We start from the raw sequence: 19,203 nt of genomic DNA, 5'->3' as shown, positions 1-19,203 counted from the left end.
CAACATTATGGCAAAAGTAAAAGTCGGCATTAATGGATTTGGCCGCATCGGGCGTCTGGTTTTTCGCCAGGCACTGAACAACCCGAATTATGAAATTGTTGCAATCAACGACTTGTGTGACCCGAAGACCCTCGCGCACCTTCTCAAGTACGATTCAACCCACAAAAAATTCAATGGCCAGGTAAGTGTTGAGGGCAGCAATCTGGTCGTCAACGGCAAGGTTATCACCATTACCGCTCAGCGTGACCCGGCATCACTTCCCTGGAAAGAGCTTGGCTGTGATCTGGTTGTTGAATCAACCGGCATCTTTACTTCAAGAGAAGGCGCATCAAAGCATCTTGCTGCAGGTGCAAAAAAAGTTATCATTTCAGCTCCGGCAAAAGACAAAATTGACGCCACCATCGTGCTTGGTGTTAATGGCGACTCGATCACCGGCAAAGAGGAGATCGTTTCAAACGCAAGTTGCACAACAAATTGCCTTGCTCCAATGATGAAGGTGCTGCAGGATAATTTCGGCATCGAAAAAGGGTTCATGACCACCGTTCATGCCTACACCAACGACCAGAACATCCTTGATCTTCCGCACTCCGATCTTCGCCGTGCCCGTTCAGCCGCATTGTCCATCATTCCGACCAGCACCGGCGCAGCAAAAGCTATTGGCGAGGTTATTCCTGAGCTCATCGGTCGCCTTGACGGTTTCGCCATGAGAGTACCTGTACCAGACGGCTCCGTCACTGATGTTACCGCCATTCTCCAGAAACCGGCAACAAAAGCAGAGATCAACGCTGCCATGAAAATCGCAGCAGACGGGCCTATGAAGGGATTCATGGAATACTGTGAAGATCCTATCGTTTCACAGGACATCGTCGGCAACCCACACTCCTGTATCTTTGATTCACTGCTCACCATGAGCTCTGGCAATCTGGTAAAGGTAGTCGGCTGGTATGACAACGAACTTGGATACTCAACCAGAGTTACCGATCTTCTTGATATCTACTCGAAATTTGTCTAAAATTGGCTCTTCCTCAGAGGTGATTTAAAAAAAGGCGCTCTTAACTGGAGCGCTTTTTTTTGTACTTTACTCTCTCTTCTCTCTCCAGATAATTACAGTTCTGTGGTCAACGCAACTATCCTTTTTTCTTATGACACACACTGCCGCCACTCCCATGAAAGCCATTATCCTTTTCGACAGCAAAACTGCAGGTGGATCGACCGAACAACTCATTGATTCGATAGGCCGCAAACTTGCTGAAACAGGCGCGTATGTCGAAAAAGCAAAATGCAAAAAAACAGGTGATTACAGCTTCGTCAAAGAGTTTGATGTTGTGATTATGGGCGCCCCGATTTACTATCTGCTGGTATCGTCCGAACTCCTTGGTGCGCTCTTGCAAAGCAACCTGAAAAGTTGCATTCAGGGGAAAAAAATCGCCCTCTTTCTCACCTGCGGAAGTCCTGAACTGATGGCAAACCTCCTCTATCTTCCACAACTGAAACTCAACCTTATCGGCAGCACCATTCTTGCAGAAAAGATCTTTGCTCCCAATCAGCTCTCTGATCAGAGCGTTATCGCCAACTACGTTGAAGAGGTGAACAAGGCCTACAAAAAAAATGGGAACTAACATCATTATCCGGCAAAACTGATTATTACCTATAATTCACTGTCAACACACTCACGGAACCTGATAATGTGTTGACAGTTGGACGGCAAGGGCATAGAAAGGCCATAAAAAAAACTATATTGGGTCGTTTTCTCATTACCTTGTCCGCCTGTATACCTTTCCCGGAAATGGTTTGATACGCTTGTCTGCGTTCACCATCTTACCACCCGGCACGACAAGCTCATTTTTCTATCATCCAAGATCATGACCAGGGAGTCATCGTTAAAACACATGGACTATTCAAAACAATCAATAGAATTACATCTCAAATCGCGCGGCAAAATCGAAATCCGTTCAAAAGTCAGCATAAAAACCAAAGATGACCTTTCTTTGGCTTATACTCCGGGTGTGGCTGCTGTCTGCACTGAGATCAGCCTTGATAAACAGAAATCCTATACCCTGACCAATCGGGCAAACCAGGTTGCGATTGTATCTGATGGTACCGCAATTCTTGGTCTCGGCGACCTCGGGCCGGAAGCCGCCATGCCGGTCATGGAGGGCAAAGCGATCATTTTCAAGGAGTTTGCCGATATTGATGCTATTCCGCTCTGCATCAACTCAACCGACGTTGAAGAGATCATACAATTCTGCAAAATGATTGAGCCCAGTTTTGCGGGCATCAATCTTGAAGATATTTCAGCGCCAAGATGCTTTGAAATTTTTGAGCGTCTCGAAAAAGAGCTCTCAATCCCGGTTTTCCATGATGATCAGGACGGTACTGCAATCGTTACCATGGCGGCTATCATCAATGCCTGCCGTATAACCGGCAAAAAGATTGGAGATCTCACGGTTATCATCAATGGCGCCGGAGCTGCCGGTATTGCCATTGCAAGGCTTCTGATTCATGCGCAGGTCAAAGAGGTTATGCTTGTTGATACCCAGGGCGCACTCTACGAAGGTCGTCCGGGCATGAATTCCATCAAGCAGGGAATCGCGGCAATCAGCAACAAGGCAAAACATCAAGGCGATTTGCAGAGCAGCATGGTCGGCGCTGATGTTTTTGTCGGCGTCTCAATTGGCAACATCGTAACTCCCGCTATGGTTGAGGGAATGAACAGTTCGCCATTTATCTTTGCCATGGCCAATCCGGAACCGGAAATCATGCCTGACCTTGCCTACAAGGCTGGCGCCAGTGTTGTTGGAACAGGCCGCTCGGATCTGCCAAATCAGGTTAATAATGCCCTCGTTTTCCCTGGCCTCTTCAAGGGCTTGTTTTTAAGCGGCATCAAAAAAGTTACCCCTGAAATCAAAATGGCTGTAGCGACCTCAATCGCATACTCCATCGAGCCGACTCGCGACAATTTAATGCCAACCGCCTTCAATAAGGATGTTGTGCGAAATATTGTTGACGTTATCTCAAAAACAGGCCTGGAAGGCAGCCTCGCAGAGGATGAACTGGAGTTGGAATCGCTGGTAAGTGCATTGCTTGACTGAGAAAAGAATGTGATCTACAAAAAAAAGCTACCCTCGCGGGTAGCTTTTTTTTTGCCTTGCAATTCATCCAGGATCACGACCGCCTCATCTTAACTGAAGATATCACGCGCTTTTTCAAAAAAACTTTTCGCATTCCTGTCATTATGGGCTGAGGGTGAAATTCCTGCTGATTTCTGCATCTCTTTCAGCAACTCCCTGTCCTGATGGGAAAGATCTTTCGGAACAAAAACATTGACCTTCACAAACTGGTCTCCCCTGGCCGATCCTCTCAGATGACCGATCCCATGACCCGCTATGCGCAGCATGGTCTCCGGCTGTGTAGCAGGAGGAATGGTCAGTTTGACCGCGCCATCAAGGGTTGGTACCTCAACCTTGGTACCAAGAACAAGATCCGGAAAACTGACGGCCAGCGAATAAATCACATCATCGCCATTGCGAGAGAAAAACTCGTGCGGTATCTCCTCAATCACTACGATCAGGTCTCCGGCGGCTCCACCTCTTGGCCCGGAGTTGCCCTGGCCGCGAAGTGTCAGGTAGTTTCCGTTCTCCACTCCTGAGGGAACAGCAACTTTGACGGTCACCTCACCAAGTTTGATACCTTCACCATAACAGGCGGGGCAACGATCCTTGATAATCCGCCCTTCACCTCCGCATGTCGGACAGGCCGTAACATTGACAAACTGGCCAAACATCGTTTTTGAAACCTGCCGAACCTCCCCGCTGCCATGGCAGGTTGAACAGTTCTCGGTTGCTCCTGTTTTGGAACCACTGCCATTACACTCTTTACAGGTAACCTGTTTTTTGATCTTCAGTGTTTTTTCAACGCCCTTGGCAATCTCTTCAAGGGTTAATTTGAGACGAATTTTCAAATCGGTTCCAGGAATACCGCCTGAGGCACGCCCTCTTCTGCTGCCGCCACCAAAAGCATCTTCAAAGCCAAATGGAGAGCCTCCACCCCTGTTTCTGCCACCACTGAACATGTCATTGAAGGCACTGAAAATATCGTTTAAATCGGCGCCACCACCCGGCTGACCACCGGATGCGGCAGAAGAACCCACCCCTGCATGACCATACTGGTCATAACGGCGGCGTTTGTCATCATTACTCAGCACCTCATAGGCTTCATTCACCTCTTTAAAGTGCTCTTCAGCATCCTTGTTATCTGGATTCTTGTCAGGATGAAACTGCAAGGCCAGCTTTCTGTATGCTTTTTTTATCTCATCCTTGGTAGCCGTCCGGCCTACACCAAGAACCTCGTAATATTCTCTCTTCATAATAAAACCAGCAAATTTTCTTGAATGTCTTGTTCATTGTAACAAAAAGCACCCCGTCTACCGGGCTACGATAACCTTCGCATGTCTGATGACCCGTTCTCCAAGCAGATACCCTGTCTGGTACTCATCAACAATCATATCCGGCTCTGCATCAGGAGAGTCGATCTGTGAAATAGCCTCATGGAAGTTCACATCAAGCATTGTCCCTATTGACGCTATAGCTTTCACCCCTTTTTCATCAAGCCACTTTTCCAGATTTTTCTTCACCATCTCCACACCCTCAATATAGGGACGAGCTTCACTTGATCTCTCCGCACTCAGGGGAGCATGGTCAAGAAGGCGTTTGACATCATCAATAACAGGAAGCAACTCTCTGATAATATTCTCAAGAGCCCTCGAAGAGGCCATCATTGCCTCCCGCTCCTTCTGCTTGCGGAAATTTTCAAAATCTGCAGCCCTGCGCAACAGCTCATCGCGGTACTTTCCAGCCTGCTCTTTCTGCCTTGCAAGCTCAGTTTCAAGCTCGGCTATTCTCGCCTCAGTGCACTCACCCTCCGGGGATGATTGCCCCTGAGACCACTCCACCAGCGGCACTGTATCCTCCTGAACCTCACCTGCCTGCAGGATCTCATCAAGATACTCTTTATGGCTCTCTTGTTCGTCCATTACTTTCTTTGTCATAACCACATTACTTTTTTTTAGTTAACACCTGACAACGTTGTTGAAAGGCTATCGGCCATATAATTGAGAACACGGACAGCGTGTTCATAGTCCATTCTTTTCGGCCCGAGAATCCCAAGTTTTCCAACCATGTTGCCAACATAGTATGGAGCTGAAACAATTGTGAGATCTTCCGCCTGCCGTTCGCAATTCTCCTTGCCAATACTGATGGTAATATCCATACGTGACGGGCCACTGTTTTCAACGAGCTTTGCCATGCTGAACTTGTCTTCGATCATGGTGATAAGCTCACGAACCTTGTCCGGCTGCTTGAACTCGGGCTGATCAACAATATATTCGGTACCGGAAATATAGAGCCGTTCAAAAATGGGCGACTCGTCAAAGAGTGTACCAGCAGAGCGTACAATAAGATTTTTCAGGCCACTGTCACAACTGCATCCGGAAAGACGCCGGGTAATTGATCGGCGGATTTCAGCAAGCGTCAGTCCCGACAACCGCTGATTGAGCATATCAACCACCCCGTCAATGGTCTGGCGGGAGACCTCAAGATCAAGCTCCATGACAATGGTCTTGACAAACAGCGACTGGATAGAAAGAATTACCATCATCCTCGTCGAGCTCAGCAACACCATATCCAGTTTTTCAAAAATGGCATTGGAAAGTGTCGGTGATAAAACAACACTCAACTGCCTTGAAATTGTTCCAAGAACTTTTACCGCCGAAAGAAGAACATCGGAGGAGGTGCCTTTTCGGTCAATGCTGATTTGACCGATATTTTCCTCAATTCTCTTTTTCTCATTGTCATCAAGAGACTGAAAGGTCATAATGAGGTCAACGTAATAACGGTACCCCTTGTCAGTCGGAATTCTACCCGCTGAGGTATGCGGCTGACTGATATAGCCTTCATCTTCAAGTTCAGCCATGACATTGCGTATCGTGGCGTCGGAAAAACCAAGATTGTAATTTCTGGCTATATACCTTGAGCCGACAGGAGCAGCAGTTACAACATAGGCCTGGATAATGATACCAAGAACCTGCCGCTCTCTCAGATTGAGATCACGAAAACCCATCAATGTACACTCTACTGATTACCATTTATCTGGAGCAATAAACAGGTGAATTTAAAAAAACTAATCTTTTCTGCACCCTGTGAATTATCATATATAGGGAAAGCTTTTCAAATATAGTACAGCAACTCTCTTTTCATGAAAAAAAGAGCACAACAACCCTCCTTCAGCCAGAAATTGCTGAAAGAATCCTGTCAAGACCTGAATAATCCTTTGTAACCGTTATTCCACCAAATCCATTCGCCTCGAGGAGTTCCGAAACCACTGCTGCAGCATCGGCATGGAGTTCAAAACAGAGTCTTCCTCCCGGAACGAGGAGCTTCGCTGCCTGCGCTGCAATCGCATGATAACACTCTACTCCTTGAGGCGTGGTCAGTGCAATTTTCGGTTCGTACTGTTTTACCTCCCGCTGAAGCCCCTCCCATTCGCATACCGGAATATAGGGTGGATTGGAAACAATCAGATCATACGAAGTTTCGGGTAACCGGGTCGCAAAAAACTCATCAAAAAAATCCGCATGAATACAGCTTACCTGCGATTCCACACCATGCTTCAAAACGTTTATGCGGGCAACCTCAAGTGCCTCAAGTGAGCAATCGATGGCGCTTACCGTCAATTCAGGAAAGAGCTTTGCAAGGGTCACAGCAATACAGCCACTTCCTGTACCAATATCAAGAATCTTCGCCTTTCGGGAGCCACCGCGACCCGTCATACCAAGAGCATCAAGCACCTGTTCAACAAGCAGCTCAGTTTCAGGACGAGGAATGAGTACCCGTTCATCAACGAAAAACTGCAACCCATAAAAATACTGCTCTCCGGTAAGGTACTGCACCGGACGCCCTTCAATTCTCTGGCGACAGAGTCTCCTGAAGCGATCGAGCTCATCCTGATAGACCGGCCTGTTGTGATGCAGATAAAGTTCCAGGCGGCTTTTGCCAAGAACATGCCCTAAAAGCAGTTCCGCACTGATACGTGGCTCATCAACCTTTTTTGTCACAAAAAACGCCGTTGTTGTCTTGAGCAGTTCAACAACCTCCCACTCTTTCACCTCTTCCATCACACCCATGTTAAACCAAACATTCACAAAGCCCTCAACCCGGAAAAAGAACCGTAAAAGTCATAAAGGTACACCATCCCGATCACTCTTTAAAAAAATCATCTCACCTGGCCATTACAAAGAGTACATTGCAGAGCATCATAAGAAGCGATACCATGCATGACAAAACAGCACAAACGACTCTAACAAATCTGCAACACGATGAAAACAATTTTTATTGCACTCCTCATAGTGCTTTTTGCCGCCCAAGGCACACCCGCCGCCGCAGCATCAAAATTTACCGGAATCATGGAGATGGCGCTTACCATGCCGAACGGTTCCGCCAAAGTCACCTACTCATTCGGGAAATCAGCACAACGCATGGACATGGCCATGCAGATGAACAAAATACCAGAGCAGCTCAAAACAACCGTGATTACCAAAGCCTCCCAGCCAGACCAGGCTTGGATCATCAATCACCAGGCAAAAAAATATAGCCTCGTCAACCTGAAAACCGCCGCCGAAAATGCTATGCTGCTCGATTTCGACAGTAACTATACCCTCACCAGGCTCGGAAAACAATCCATAAAAGGCTATTCCTGTGAACACATCATCCTGACCAGCACCACCGAAAAACTGGAACTCTGGATGACGCGCGACCTGGGTGATTTTTCGACCTTCAGAATCCTTCAGTCACAAAATCCCCGTCTCTCCAACACAGAGCTTTCAAAAAAACTCAACAGTGAAGGCATTGAGGGATTCCCCGTCAAGATCACGCAATATAACGATAATGGAAAATACATGATGGAACTTGTGCAAATCTGGCCAAAAGAGCTCCCTGCTTCCCAATTCGCTGTACCGGCAGGATATCAGAAAGTTGCCGACAACCAGAAGCCTCTCGGAGCGCAGGAGAAAGCACATCTGAAAAACCTTATGGAAAAGATGAAAAAATTTGATTAGCAGATTGTATATTTTTTGACACTATCTTTTTTTTATAACAATCATTGAACCAACAAAGTGGCAGACAAGATAACTTCAAGAAGCGAAGACTATTCCCAGTGGTATATTGACCTTGTGCGCTCGGCAAAACTGGCCGATTATGCCGATGTCAGGGGATGCATGGACATACGGCCAAATGGCTACGCCATCTGGGAAAAAATGCAGGCCGCCCTCGACAGAATGTTCAAGGAGACGGGCCATGTCAATGCCTACTTCCCGCTCTTTATTCCTGAGAGCTTCATTGCAAAAGAGGCTGAACATATTGAAGGGTTTGCCCCTGAATGCGCCGTTGTCACCCACGGCGGGGGTGAGGAGCTGGCAGAAAAGCTCTATATCCGCCCGACATCGGAGACCATCATCTGGTCATCCTATAAAAAGTGGATTCAGTCTTACCGCGACCTGCCGATTCTGATCAACCAGTGGGCCAACGTTGTGCGCTGGGAGATGAGAACCCGCCTTTTCCTCAGAACCACCGAGTTTCTCTGGCAGGAGGGCCATACCGCCCATGCAAACCCTGAAGAGTCGCAGGAAGAGGTGCTCCGCATGATCAACGTCTACAAAACCTTTGCTGAAGAGTATATGGCCATGCCGGTCATCATGGGCAAGAAAACCGACAACGAAAAATTTGCCGGTGCGGTTGATACCTGGTGCATTGAAGCGATGATGCAGGACAGTAAGGCGCTCCAGGCTGGAACATCCCACAACCTCGGACAGAATTTTGCAAAAGCCTTCGACTGCCAGTTCCAGACCAAAGATGGGGTGCTTGACTATGTCTGGGCAACAAGCTGGGGTGTTTCGACACGATTGATTGGCGCCCTGATCATGGCCCACTCGGATGATCGCGGCCTGGTGCTCCCACCGAAACTTGCCACACGCCAGGTGGTTATCATCCCCATTCTCAGGGGCGACAAGGCCGCCGTCATTGAACGGGCCAATGCCCTTGCTCAAGAACTCAACAAAAACGGTATTCCCTCCTTTGTTGACAGCAGTGAACAGAACTCCCCCGGATGGAAATTTGCTGAATATGAGCTGCAGGGCATTCCAATCCGTATCGAACTCGGGCCACGCGATATCGAGAAGGGTATCTGCATCGCCGCACGACGCGACACACTCGAAAAAACCGAACTGGCGCTCGACGAAACTCTGCCAGATCAAATCAGCGAAATTCTGAACACCATCCAGGAAAGCATGTTCGAGCGTGCACTCCAGTTCCGCACCGAGCACACCTTCGAAGTGCAGAGCTATGAAGAGTTCAAGGTGGCTGTTGAAAAGGGATTTGTCATCGCCCACTGGGACGGCACGGCAGAAACTGAAGCAAAAATCAAGGCTGAGACCAAAGCCACCATCAGGGTACTTCCCGAAGAGGCCGACTATATTGCGCAATACCGCATCGATGAACCCGGCACCTGTATCTACTCAGGAAAACCTGCCGCACGAAAAGTTGTCTTCGCAAAAGCATACTGAGTAAAACGGTTCCCCTGTCCTTTAAAAAAAAACAGGGGAACCAGCTTACTTTCAAGCTGTCAATCAACAACAAAAAAACACTCTTTACTCAATAAACACCCTGTCATACCATAACTTCGGACTCCAAAGAAACAGGCCCTGATATCAGCTTCATGAAAACAGTGATCAGGTCTCTTTGAAAAATTCCTTCAATCCCTCTTCGTCTGGTTTCATCGATTTATCACCTTTATTCCAGTTGGCCGGACAGACCTCACCGAACTCTTCGGTAAACTGAAGCGCATCAACAAGCCTGAGCACTTCATCCACATTGCGTCCAAGAGGAAGATTGTTGACCACCTGGTGCTGTACAACACCCTCCTTGTCGATCAGGAAAAGGCCCCTAAGCGCAATTCCCGCGCCTTCAAGCAGCACATCATAATCGGCTGAAACCGTTTTGTTCAGATCAGAAAGCAGCGTATAGGTCACTCCCTCGATACCACCCTGACTTCTCGGGGTACGAATCCATGCATAATGAGAAAACTTGGAATCAACCGAACAGCCGATCAGCTCAACATTCCTGTCACGGAACTCCTGAAGCTTCTCCTGAAAGGCGTGCAGCTCTGTCGGACAGACAAAGGTAAAATCAAGTGGATAAAAGAAGAGCACCACATACTTGCCCTTGTAATCAGAAAGCTTGCACGAATCAACAAACTGCGAACCATTGACAACGGCTGCAACATCAAAATCAGGAGCCTTGCGGCCAACGAGCACACTCATGATATTTCCTTTTTTTATTTAAGGTTACAAGAAAAAAACTATAAACCGGATTAATTTTATCCATTATAAGGCTTTTTCTTATGTTTTGCAACAAAATAACAAGAGTGCCAAAGAGGTGGTTATCGAAGAGGTGTGTGCGACAGGGAATTGGTGGGCAGAACAACGCTCATCTCTCCATCGGCTGGCGGATGATTTATCAGAATTGCCCTCACCATCCACCATCAGGAAATTCATGGCAGGAACATCAAGCTCAATAGCCTCTTTGGCAGATGCGTGATAAAAAATAACACCGCCCCATGTTGAGATCGATGATCGCCATAAATATTCCTGATGTATGGCTTGCGAAAATCAGTTTCTACTCACCCTCACCCACAGGTTCAAGCGATGTTCCCAAAAAACCGCGTCCTTGTGCAAAGTAAACGTTTATGGGTTTCTCATTACGGAGCACATCAAGAACACTTTGAAACATTGTTGAAGGAAGATGCATCTTGATGATACCGCCATCATTCGCATCGGCTTCAAATACCATACCGGGATCATTGAATCGAACCCAGGCCAGGGTCGCCCCGGCCGCATCACTCAACTGAATCTGAGCGCGATTCGTCTGGTAACCTTCCGGGCTACCATAAAAGAGAATACTGTAGCTTGCCACTGTTGCCATGTAATTACCCTCCTTATTTCAGTTAAATTGGGGCAGTCGTTACCTTGTCACTCCCGGCCACTGCCCGAAATGCCGGAACAGACCAACTCGATCCACGAACCTCGGGATATATAAAATCGATAAAAATAATTCAAAAAAAAGATGCGGAAAAAGCATGTTATTTCCAACCAATACACATTGTTAATACATGTGATTTCATTATTTACGCTTCGCCGTTTTCACGCTTTATGTGTATCTTGCGAAAAAATGTGACCGGAAGCAAGCCCCCACTCCTCACCGGCAAAGGGTTGGATTGATCACCGGGTAAAAGCCTGGAAAGGCCGCCCCCGCCACTCAGTGTTCTTTGAAAAAATCATCAACGCTTTTCGCGCTTTGTGTACAAAACAATCGCGATCAAAAGCAATTCCAACGGGCAGGGCAAAAAGTTTTATCGGCATGAGCAGAACGCGATAAACCGGTTTGATAACCCTGCAAGAGATCAGCACTTTCAAAAAAAAATCGGCGGTCCACCTGCGGTGGACGTTTCTGTAGTCGGTTGTGACCGGAACATTTTGGCGTGCGGCGGTTCGTCCCTCACCACCGCTCACCAAAATGTTGGTACTGCCCTCTCGCTCAAAAAACAAAGTCGGAATGAGCTGCCAACTGACTACGGGACGAAAACCGGGCGGAAGCCCACGCCGTTGCTCCGGTAGTCGGGGGTGTTGTCGCTCCGATACGCCGACCGACAGTACTCGGCATCGTCGCTCCAGCCCCCGCCACGAATTACACGGCGCGAACGCGTTGATGGCCCGGTGGGATTGGTAACAACACCTTGCGCTTTACATTCGTCATAATAGGTTTCACTGTACCAATCACTGCACCACTCCCAGACATTACCATGCATATTATACAGCCCCCATCGATTAGGTGCAAAAGTGTTTACCGGAACAATTTTCTGACGGTACACACCTTTCGGATTGCCATTGTAGGGATAATTGCCGTTATAGTTGGCCTGACCGGTCGTCAGGTTTTGTCCTGTATTGAAGGGAGTTCTGCTGCCCGCACGGCAGGCATACTCCCACTCTGCTTCGGTGGGCAAACGACACCTCTTACCCGTTTTTGCCGAGAGCGCTTTGCAGTAGGCCACAGCATCGTTCCAGCTCACATTAACCACAGGATCGTTTGCTTCACCCTGGGTACCTTCGTTCCACTGGTACCCTTTTGCTGCCACAAATTTCCTGAACTCGGCAACCGTTACTTCATATTCGGCGATGTAAAAGTCACTCACTTTTACCTGATGTTGAGTTTCATTGTTTTGATGGCCAACCTCACCTGCCGGGCTCCCCATCGTAAACGTGCCGCCAGGGATCAGCACAAACTCCATTGCTTTCGCTGGCAATGCTCCGCCGAAAAAAATAACCGCCGCAACAAGAAGGGCTGAAACAGGAGAACAGATTCGTTTTGGTTTCATTTTTTGACCCACAAAAAAGTGGTTAAAGGATTCAATGGTTAAAACGTTTGTACGTCAATTCTGGAGGGCTTTGCCGGAACAGGAACAGGTACCGGAGGGGCGACTGCTTTTCTTTTGACCGTCAGAGATGCACGGTTTACCCTTACAGGGTTTCTTTTGGAGAGCAGAAGCGCTGAAAGCGAGTCTTTCTCACGCCGGAGCCCCGCAAGCTCTGCCTGACGCGCCTTTTCCCGGCGCTTTGCTATCCGACCTTCTGCGGCTTGCCGGGCCATCTCCCTTTTTATGGCGGCTGAATCGACAACAACAACGACCGGTGGCACAGGAAAAGCGGCAACTGGCTCCTCAACAGGCACTTCCGGAGGCTTTGGCGCACTACTGAATGCGAAGAGCCCCACGAAAAACAGCAACAACAGTACTGCTCCAGCCATAACCCGTTTGTCGCGCAGCCACTCCCGCCAGTCGGGTTTTGGTGGTCGCTGTGGCCTGAGCGCCCTGATGGCTCGCAGAAATTCTTCGCAGCTCTGGTAACGCTGGTTGCGATCTTTCGCTGTTGCCTTGTCGACAATGGCCTGCATCTCCTTTGAGACATATTCGTAGATGCCCTTCATCCTCGGCAGCGGCTCTTTGACTATTTTGGATTGAATTTCAAAATCCTCCTCCGTTGCTGTATTGTAGGGCGCTTTGCCGGTGAGCATCTGATGGAGCACCACGCCAAGGGAGTAGATATCGGTACGATGGTCGAGCGGCTCCCCCTGCTTGCTTTTGATCTGCTCCGGGCTCATGTAGGCCACGGTTCCGGGGCTGAGGCCTGTGGCCGTTTCGCGGGCAATGTTGGTGTCTTTGGCTATCCCAAAGTCCACAACCTTGACCTGGTTCCCCCTGGTCATGAGGATGTTGGCGGGCTTGATGTCACGATGGATAACGCCGCTACGGTGCACATAGGCAAAGGCTTCAAGCAATTTGCAGAAAAGCTCCTTGCTCTCCTCTTCCGGAATGGGACCGCGGTGGTGGGTGATGTACTCCTCCAGATCCATTCCATCGATATACTGCTGTACCAGCAAGAGTTTATCGGGGTGGTAGTCAATCAAACTGACAATACCGGGATGATCCAGTTTTGCCAACGCTTTGGCCTCACGTTCAAAAAGTGATCGCACATAGGGATCACCGGCAAGATGCGGCAATAACGCCTTAATGGCCACTCGCTGACCAGTCACCGGATCGACACCAAGGTAGACCCGGCTCATCCCGCCCTGGCCAAGTTCACGCTCGATGCGGTATTTGAGTATCTGTTGTTCCATGGTTACACCTGAAAGATCATGAAGAAGTGGTCAACTGATTAAAAATAGCGTACAGCCCGAACTCGACCGCTGAAAGCCTTGCTTCCCTGTTCCTGGACTCCACCGTTGAATTCCTGGCCCCACGCATCACCCGTGCTATACTCCGACGAACTCCAGTAGGCATCACCGTCGCCAACCGCAAAACCGCCAACCGCACTTTTTTGAAGATACAACTGGTTCAATTTTTCTTTATCTGGTAAAACCCAGTCGCTATAACCATTCATTACCAGCAGATCACATTTGCTGGCAGCGTCATCCCAGGAAAAAAAACCTTCATCATGCCCTTCAGAGTGACCCGCAATATCCGATGTGGCTGCAATCAGTCCATGCTGGCCACTCTCATCAACATAAAAAATAATGCCGCCTTCATATGGCTTGCCAATTTCATGCAAAACCGTTGGAGCGGAAGCTTCTACCGGATATTCGACGGCAGGAGCAGCGGGCGCGGCAGCTACCCCTGCCGGATATTCGGAAACGGCTGCCTCTGCCGGCGCCTCCTTTTTACTGCTGCTCATCACCCCCAACACAACAAGAACAAGCGCCACAATCACAGCTATTACCACGGCTTTCAGATTCACTGAAGATGGCTGTGGCGGCGGCAGCGGTGGTGGTGGCTGCTGTGGCGGTGGTGGCTGCTGTGCCGGTGGCGGCGATGATGGCGATGGTGGCTGCGGTGGTGGCGGTGGCGGTACAGACACCTTCATCGCCTGCATAAAATCATGGCAGTTCCGGTACCGATCCTCCCTCTCTTTTGCCGTTGCTTTATCCACTATTGCCTGCATCCTGTCCGACACAAACTCATATGTACTTTTCATCCTCGGCAACGGCTCCCTGACAATCTTGACCTGTACCTCAAATTCCGATTCCACATCCATATTGTACGGCGCTTTCCCGGTAAGCATCTGATACAACAGCACTCCAAGAGAGTAGATATCCGTTCGATCATCAACCTCGCGCCCATTCACCTGCTCAGGACTCATATAGGCTACGGTCCCCATCCGAACACCCGTCCTGGTGCGCAGGGTACCACTGCTTCCACCGGCTATCCTCGCAATGCCAAAATCGACAACCTTGACTTGATTGCTTTTTGTAATAAGAATATTTGATGGCTTGATATCCCTGTGAATCACATCATTATCATGCGCATAGGCAAATGCATCGAGTAACTGGCAAAAAAGCCCTATCGCTTCCTGTTCCGGAATCAGCCCTCTTTGATTTGTTATGTACTCCTCAAGAGTTACCCCTGCAACATATTCCTGCACAAGAAAGAGACGGTTTCCTATCTCCTCATAGCGGATCAAACGAACAATATGCTGATGATTCAATTTTGCCATAAATTGCGCCTCCTGGCGAAACCGCTGACGCAGATCATCATGATTGGCCAAATGCTCGAGCAGTTCCTTGATTGCCACTTTCTGGCCCGTCACCGGATGGATGCCAAGATAGACCCGGCTCATCCCACCCTCTCCAAGGAGACGCTCTATCTGATAATTGAGTATCTGTTGTTCCATAGGTTAAGTACCCTGCGGGGTATATGATAAAATTGAGAAGTAATTCTACAAGGATAAACGTGGAACCATATTCTGTAGGTGAGTAGACCGGAGGAATTTCACCTCCAGCCCCTCGCAGATCCGGACAGGAACGTCCCCGCTCATCCGGCTCCCATCATCTAGCCATCGAGGTATACCCCGCTTTCCAATGCGCAAATAAGTTTGGATTCTCTTCCGCCAGAAGTCGCAGTTTTCTGCTTGCTCTGGTTTTGTGCCCACTCAATTGCTTGTACTTTCTCATCATCCAGTGTGCCAAGTAATAGTTCATGTGTTGCCAAACCGGAGCCATTGCTGAACCGTAAAATCGCGTGTAGTAGTTCTTCCATCCCCTCAGTATCGGGTTGAACTGTGCTGATAAATCCGCAAGTTCCAAGCTGTTTTTGAGCTGTAGCTTCCACCTTCTGATCGTCTGCCGCATGTGTCGCAGTGCATCCCGGCTTACTCCCGGCAGAAACCCAATAAAGTAAGTTCCATCTTTCTTCTTGGCTTCCCGTGAACAGAAGGTAAAACCAAGAAATGTAAACTGATTTACTGGATGCTCGTCCTTGCGATTGCTATCCCTGCAATACACTATTTGCGTCTTATCAGGGTGTAACTCTAATCCGCACTCACGAAAACGCTCACCAATCTTTCGCTTTACCAGCTCTGCCTGTATCTTGCTTTTACAGTGAAGAACGCCATCATCGGAGTACCGACAAAACGGCACACCGGGTAGATTTTCGCTCACCCACCGGTCAAACGCATAGTGCAGAAACAGGTTCGCCAACAGTGGACTCACCACTCCCCCTTGGGGCGTTCCTTTTGTCCGTTCTATCAGCTCACCTTCCGGGGTCTCCATCGGTGCCTTTAGCCACCGCTCTACGTAAAGAAAAACCCAAGGAGTTTGGCAATGTTTCCGAAGAGCGCGCATTAACAACTCATGATCGATGTTATCAAACAGCCCCTTGATGTCGAATTCTACAACCCAATCATATTCCCAATTTCTCTTCCTCACTACAGCTATAGCGTCATGAGCTGAACGCCCCGGACGATAACCATACGAATCTTCATGAAAAACTGGTTCCAATATGGGCTCAAGCACCATTTTTACAACGCTTTGAGCTACCCTGTCCGCCACGGTTGGAACACCAAGCATACGCACTCCTCCAGATTTCTTCGGAATGCCCACACCCCTTACCGGCGGCGGAAAATAACTGCCGGAACTGAGCCTGTTCCATACCTTGTACAGGTTGTCTTTCAGTTTTGTTTCAAATGCCTGTAACGATTCTCGGTCTACACCGGCTGCACCTCCATTAGATTTCACTTGTTGATACGCTTTCAAGACAAGTTCTTTGGAAATTTCATATGGCTTTGTCATACCGAACAGCTCCTTCTGTTTGCACAGTTGACATGACTGTATGACCAGATGACGCGACCCCTTTGCTCCAGCCTCATTACAAGGCTTTCATTGCTCGTACGAGTCGCTCCGTCCCTTGATGGCGCATTGGTATTATCGGCCTCGCTTTTTACACTTGCGCCTTTCCCTTTGCATCGCCAACGAAGGTTCCTGTAGTTCAATACAAGAGCCCGAACCAGGATCACGCTGCCTTTATGCCGGACACCGCTTGGCCAGTAAACAGGTTTCCGCCAAACTTTTCCTGAATTAACTACTCCCTTCAGTTTTGATGTCATCTTAATCTTTTCGACACGTTCACGGCAGTTTGTTTGTACTCGTCTTCCTTGGCTCACACCTGACATCTTTACGATGCCTTTTCCGTAACGCTCACGACAAGGGCTTTTGACTAATGCCGCTTACGGTGGTTTGCACCCTGCTCCTGCAAGCCGAATGCGAGGGGACTTCCCTCATCTCTTATAATGCTTGGCTACAGCGCACAATAGTCAAGATATTGCCACATACAATACAGATATGAAAGGAGAGATAATACAGCGGCAATTACGGTGTATTGCGTCAAAGCTGGATTATATACAGGTTCCTCACCATATTGGTTATATCCATCACTCCCTTTCAGAAAAAATATTTCCACGATGTACCATATTCCCAATAAGGGCACCAAAGAGACAAGATGAAACCAACCTGACTTGTTGCGATCATGGCATCTTTTTACTGACAAGGCAAGCCCAGGCCAAACAAACAAGAGTGCGAGAAGAACAAGCAAAGAGGTAACTACAGTAAACGACGTGAAATCAGAAGAGGCAACTTTCATGATCATGAAATAAAAACCGTAGACTATAAATTGAACAACAGCCATGGCCAGAGTATAGGTCCAAAAGGTAGACCTGTTGATTCGCCCTTTAAAAGAAAAGAGCATCTCTTTAAAATCGATGGACTGGAGATACGCATTCGATGGGCCCTTTGCTGAAGAACGAGTGGTTGATATGCTGGTTGCAGCAGGAGGGAGCAAAATCGCATCAACGCTTTCCCATACGAGCGGTATTTTTCCGGCAAAAAGAACCGAAGTGCCATGTTCTATCGATATCTCTTCATTATGAACTCTCCGGCCATTAATGACAGTGCCATTGGTGCTCATATCCTTGTAGAACCAGGTTGCTCCAGACAATGTTATTCCAAATTGCAATCAAATTGATTTTAATATCCAATCCCAACCAGTTAAAGACCGAAGTCCGTCAGGATGTTCTTCCATTTTTTTCAGTCCTCTCGCTGCTTGTGCGATAACAGCTCCAAGTGTCTCAAATACCCGATTAGCAAATTCCTTCTCTCGCAATTCATCCCAAAGGTGCTCAACAGGATTTAATTCCGGTGAATACGGTGGAAGCTTTACAAGTACCATGTTCTTTGGAACCCTTAAATGCTCTGCACGATGAGAAGGCGCTCCATCCACAACCATCATGACAAACTCTTCAGGATGTTTATGAGAGACCTGCCTGAGAAATGCGCCCATACTCACTGTGTCCATTTTGCCGCCCAACATCCAATCAATCACACCATCTTGCGGAGATACTGCTGCGTATGCATAGACATACTCTCTTACAAGAGCTAACTTTACGATAGGACGAAGAGGCGCTGGAGCCCAGCATTTTCGAGGATCACTTATCCTTCCGAACCGAGCCTCATCCTGAAACATCAAGCGCAAAGGCAGATTTAGTACATTTTGCTTGGCGGCTTGTACCAGTGTCTCTGGGAGTTTTTTTTAAATTCTTCCTGTGCCTCGATATTTTGTTTTGGATGACACGTATCTGGTTCTACCTTACGCCAACCATGACGTGCCAACATTCTGTAAACTGTAGACAGTGCAACTGCTCTTCCCAGTCGTCGTTCCAGTGCTGCATGAATTGGTGGAACAATCAGGACGCCACCTTGTTCTGCATTCTCTACCCATTCAGCAAGAAATTGGGCCTCCTCATCTATACTAAGCGTTTGCCTCCTTCTTCCTCCCCAGCTACCCTTAGGAGTCGCATTTCCAGCAGCTTGATTGCTAATATCTCGATGGATGCGCACTACAGTGGGTACACTAATACCAAGAAGTTCTGCCGTTTCAGAGTAGGTGATATCACAAGTTTTAGGGATAAGAATACTCAAGCCAGCTCTCAGTTCTCGAGCGGTATGTGCTTCTTTTACAATCTTTTTAGCCAAGCATTCCATTTCGTCCGTGATTACTGCTGGTCGAGCCATATTCAGTATCCTCCTGTTTGTTGTCAAATTATGAGCAATAATTGGCACAAACAGAAAATACATTATGATTATCTTGATTGCAAAATGGAATTATTTCGGCATGTACCCTGCTGACAACATAATCAGGATCCGAAATTACGATATCGCATCCCGAATCTCTGCCAACGGTAATTTTTTTCATGGGTCTGATGATATCTTGTTAATA

The 19,203-nt window shown here is 48.1% G+C and carries 20 protein-coding genes; 6 read left to right on the top strand and 14 right to left on the bottom strand.

The window, feature by feature from the left end; all coding sequences use genetic code 11:
* Nucleotides 1–7: 7 nt before the first annotated feature.
* From gap to PPHA_RS05395, 3 genes are all read left to right on the top strand, one after another.
* The gene (gene gap, locus PPHA_RS05405) at nucleotides 8–1,012 is read left to right on the top strand and encodes a type I glyceraldehyde-3-phosphate dehydrogenase (RefSeq protein WP_012507862.1); all 1,005 of its coding nucleotides are present in this window, start codon (nucleotides 8–10) and stop codon (nucleotides 1,010–1,012) included.
* 130 nt (nucleotides 1,013–1,142) lie between these two features.
* Nucleotides 1,143–1,619: a flavodoxin domain-containing protein gene (locus tag PPHA_RS05400; protein ID WP_012507861.1), complete on the top strand. Its 477-nt coding sequence runs from the start codon at nucleotides 1,143–1,145 to the stop codon at nucleotides 1,617–1,619.
* A 270-nt stretch (nucleotides 1,620–1,889) separates the two neighbouring features.
* Nucleotides 1,890–3,092, top strand: a complete 1,203-nt coding sequence (locus PPHA_RS05395; protein WP_041526444.1) for an NAD(P)-dependent malic enzyme — start codon at nucleotides 1,890–1,892, stop codon at nucleotides 3,090–3,092.
* An 89-nt stretch (nucleotides 3,093–3,181) separates the two neighbouring features.
* On the opposite strand, the gene dnaJ is transcribed toward PPHA_RS05395, so the two are convergent.
* The 4 genes from dnaJ to prmC form a co-directional block, all read right to left on the bottom strand.
* Nucleotides 3,182–4,366 (bottom strand): molecular chaperone DnaJ, encoded by a 1,185-nt coding sequence (dnaJ, locus tag PPHA_RS05390; RefSeq protein WP_012507859.1) that lies wholly within the window; start codon nucleotides 4,364–4,366, stop codon nucleotides 3,182–3,184.
* 57 nt (nucleotides 4,367–4,423) lie between these two features.
* Nucleotides 4,424–5,047 carry a nucleotide exchange factor GrpE gene (locus tag PPHA_RS05385; RefSeq protein WP_012507858.1) on the bottom strand — a complete coding sequence of 208 codons (624 nt, stop codon included), beginning with the start codon at nucleotides 5,045–5,047 and terminating at the stop codon, nucleotides 4,424–4,426.
* Between the two features lie 17 nt (nucleotides 5,048–5,064).
* Complete coding sequence (gene hrcA / locus PPHA_RS05380) at nucleotides 5,065–6,117, bottom strand: heat-inducible transcriptional repressor HrcA (protein WP_012507857.1); 1,053 nt, start codon at nucleotides 6,115–6,117, stop codon at nucleotides 5,065–5,067.
* A gap of 163 nt (nucleotides 6,118–6,280) precedes the next feature.
* Nucleotides 6,281–7,180, bottom strand: coding sequence for a peptide chain release factor N(5)-glutamine methyltransferase (gene prmC / locus PPHA_RS05375; RefSeq protein ID WP_012507856.1), 900 nt, complete (start codon nucleotides 7,178–7,180; stop codon nucleotides 6,281–6,283).
* 192 nt (nucleotides 7,181–7,372) lie between these two features.
* On the opposite strand from prmC, the gene PPHA_RS05370 reads away from it, so the two are divergent.
* Entirely contained in the window at nucleotides 7,373–8,110 is a 738-nt protein-coding gene (locus PPHA_RS05370; RefSeq protein WP_012507855.1) for a DUF4412 domain-containing protein, read from the top strand.
* A 57-nt stretch (nucleotides 8,111–8,167) separates the two neighbouring features.
* On the top strand, nucleotides 8,168–9,613 hold the full coding sequence (gene proS / locus PPHA_RS05365; RefSeq protein WP_012507854.1) for a proline--tRNA ligase: 1,446 nt from the start codon (nucleotides 8,168–8,170) through the stop codon (nucleotides 9,611–9,613).
* A gap of 165 nt (nucleotides 9,614–9,778) precedes the next feature.
* Here proS and PPHA_RS05360 read toward each other — a convergent pair whose 3' ends face one another.
* The gene (locus PPHA_RS05360) at nucleotides 9,779–10,369 is read right to left on the bottom strand and encodes a peroxiredoxin (RefSeq protein ID WP_012507853.1); all 591 of its coding nucleotides are present in this window, start codon (nucleotides 10,367–10,369) and stop codon (nucleotides 9,779–9,781) included.
* 85 nt (nucleotides 10,370–10,454) lie between these two features.
* Between PPHA_RS05360 and PPHA_RS15510 the strand changes: the two genes are divergently transcribed.
* Nucleotides 10,455–10,646: a hypothetical protein gene (locus PPHA_RS15510; protein WP_150085602.1), complete on the top strand. Its 192-nt coding sequence runs from the start codon at nucleotides 10,455–10,457 to the stop codon at nucleotides 10,644–10,646.
* Nucleotides 10,647–10,724: 78 nt separating this feature from the next.
* Here PPHA_RS15510 and PPHA_RS05355 read toward each other — a convergent pair whose 3' ends face one another.
* The 9 genes from PPHA_RS05355 to PPHA_RS16735 form a co-directional block, all read right to left on the bottom strand.
* Entirely contained in the window at nucleotides 10,725–11,030 is a 306-nt protein-coding gene (locus PPHA_RS05355) for a hypothetical protein (protein ID WP_012507852.1), read from the bottom strand.
* A gap of 646 nt (nucleotides 11,031–11,676) precedes the next feature.
* The gene (locus PPHA_RS05345; RefSeq protein WP_012507851.1) at nucleotides 11,677–12,480 is read right to left on the bottom strand and encodes a formylglycine-generating enzyme family protein; all 804 of its coding nucleotides are present in this window, start codon (nucleotides 12,478–12,480) and stop codon (nucleotides 11,677–11,679) included.
* A 38-nt stretch (nucleotides 12,481–12,518) separates the two neighbouring features.
* Complete coding sequence (locus PPHA_RS05340; protein WP_012507850.1) at nucleotides 12,519–13,778, bottom strand: serine/threonine protein kinase; 1,260 nt, start codon at nucleotides 13,776–13,778, stop codon at nucleotides 12,519–12,521.
* Between the two features lie 38 nt (nucleotides 13,779–13,816).
* Nucleotides 13,817–15,328 carry a protein kinase domain-containing protein gene (locus PPHA_RS14535; RefSeq protein WP_012507849.1) on the bottom strand — a complete coding sequence of 504 codons (1,512 nt, stop codon included), beginning with the start codon at nucleotides 15,326–15,328 and terminating at the stop codon, nucleotides 13,817–13,819.
* Nucleotides 15,329–15,482: 154 nt separating this feature from the next.
* Nucleotides 15,483–16,724, bottom strand: coding sequence for a group II intron reverse transcriptase/maturase (gene ltrA, locus PPHA_RS05330; RefSeq protein WP_012507238.1), 1,242 nt, complete (start codon nucleotides 16,722–16,724; stop codon nucleotides 15,483–15,485).
* A 505-nt stretch (nucleotides 16,725–17,229) separates the two neighbouring features.
* Nucleotides 17,230–17,895 (bottom strand): DUF805 domain-containing protein, encoded by a 666-nt coding sequence (locus PPHA_RS14530; RefSeq protein WP_012507848.1) that lies wholly within the window; start codon nucleotides 17,893–17,895, stop codon nucleotides 17,230–17,232.
* Nucleotides 17,896–17,943: 48 nt separating this feature from the next.
* Nucleotides 17,944–18,450: a transposase gene (locus tag PPHA_RS05315; protein WP_012507411.1), complete on the bottom strand. Its 507-nt coding sequence runs from the start codon at nucleotides 18,448–18,450 to the stop codon at nucleotides 17,944–17,946.
* Between the two features lie 17 nt (nucleotides 18,451–18,467).
* Nucleotides 18,468–18,998 carry a winged helix-turn-helix domain-containing protein gene (locus PPHA_RS05310; RefSeq protein ID WP_012507847.1) on the bottom strand — a complete coding sequence of 177 codons (531 nt, stop codon included), beginning with the start codon at nucleotides 18,996–18,998 and terminating at the stop codon, nucleotides 18,468–18,470.
* A gap of 28 nt (nucleotides 18,999–19,026) precedes the next feature.
* On the bottom strand, nucleotides 19,027–19,179 hold the full coding sequence (locus PPHA_RS16735; RefSeq protein ID WP_083765307.1) for an FHA domain-containing protein: 153 nt from the start codon (nucleotides 19,177–19,179) through the stop codon (nucleotides 19,027–19,029).
* Between the last annotated feature and the right edge of the window lie 24 nt (nucleotides 19,180–19,203).

Origin of the sequence: Pelodictyon phaeoclathratiforme BU-1, from assembly GCF_000020645.1 — a bacterium.
GTDB classification, from domain to species: domain Bacteria; phylum Bacteroidota; class Chlorobiia; order Chlorobiales; family Chlorobiaceae; genus Chlorobium; species Chlorobium phaeoclathratiforme.
This window is presented reverse-complemented; position numbering and strand designations above follow the sequence as displayed.

Coding starts and splice junctions, on each gene's coding strand:
- gap (WP_012507862.1), top strand. CDS start 8: ATGGCAAAAGTAAAAGTCGGCATTAATGGATTTGGCCGCATCGGGCGT.
- PPHA_RS05400 (WP_012507861.1), top strand. CDS start 1,143: ATGACACACACTGCCGCCACTCCCATGAAAGCCATTATCCTTTTCGAC.
- PPHA_RS05395 (WP_041526444.1), top strand. CDS start 1,890: ATGGACTATTCAAAACAATCAATAGAATTACATCTCAAATCGCGCGGC.
- dnaJ (WP_012507859.1), bottom strand. CDS start 4,366: ATGAAGAGAGAATATTACGAGGTTCTTGGTGTAGGCCGGACGGCTACC.
- PPHA_RS05385 (WP_012507858.1), bottom strand. CDS start 5,047: ATGACAAAGAAAGTAATGGACGAACAAGAGAGCCATAAAGAGTATCTT.
- hrcA (WP_012507857.1), bottom strand. CDS start 6,117: ATGGGTTTTCGTGATCTCAATCTGAGAGAGCGGCAGGTTCTTGGTATC.
- prmC (WP_012507856.1), bottom strand. CDS start 7,180: ATGGGTGTGATGGAAGAGGTGAAAGAGTGGGAGGTTGTTGAACTGCTC.
- PPHA_RS05370 (WP_012507855.1), top strand. CDS start 7,373: ATGAAAACAATTTTTATTGCACTCCTCATAGTGCTTTTTGCCGCCCAA.
- PPHA_RS05360 (WP_012507853.1), bottom strand. CDS start 10,369: ATGAGTGTGCTCGTTGGCCGCAAGGCTCCTGATTTTGATGTTGCAGCC.
- PPHA_RS05355 (WP_012507852.1), bottom strand. CDS start 11,030: ATGGCAACAGTGGCAAGCTACAGTATTCTCTTTTATGGTAGCCCGGAA.
- PPHA_RS05345 (WP_012507851.1), bottom strand. CDS start 12,480: ATGAAACCAAAACGAATCTGTTCTCCTGTTTCAGCCCTTCTTGTTGCG.
- PPHA_RS05340 (WP_012507850.1), bottom strand. CDS start 13,778: ATGGAACAACAGATACTCAAATACCGCATCGAGCGTGAACTTGGCCAG.
- PPHA_RS14535 (WP_012507849.1), bottom strand. CDS start 15,328: ATGGAACAACAGATACTCAATTATCAGATAGAGCGTCTCCTTGGAGAG.
- ltrA (WP_012507238.1), bottom strand. CDS start 16,724: ATGACAAAGCCATATGAAATTTCCAAAGAACTTGTCTTGAAAGCGTAT.
- PPHA_RS14530 (WP_012507848.1), bottom strand. CDS start 17,895: ATGAGCACCAATGGCACTGTCATTAATGGCCGGAGAGTTCATAATGAA.
- PPHA_RS05315 (WP_012507411.1), bottom strand. CDS start 18,450: ATGTTTCAGGATGAGGCTCGGTTCGGAAGGATAAGTGATCCTCGAAAA.
- PPHA_RS05310 (WP_012507847.1), bottom strand. CDS start 18,998: ATGGCTCGACCAGCAGTAATCACGGACGAAATGGAATGCTTGGCTAAA.
- PPHA_RS16735 (WP_083765307.1), bottom strand. CDS start 19,179: ATGAAAAAAATTACCGTTGGCAGAGATTCGGGATGCGATATCGTAATT.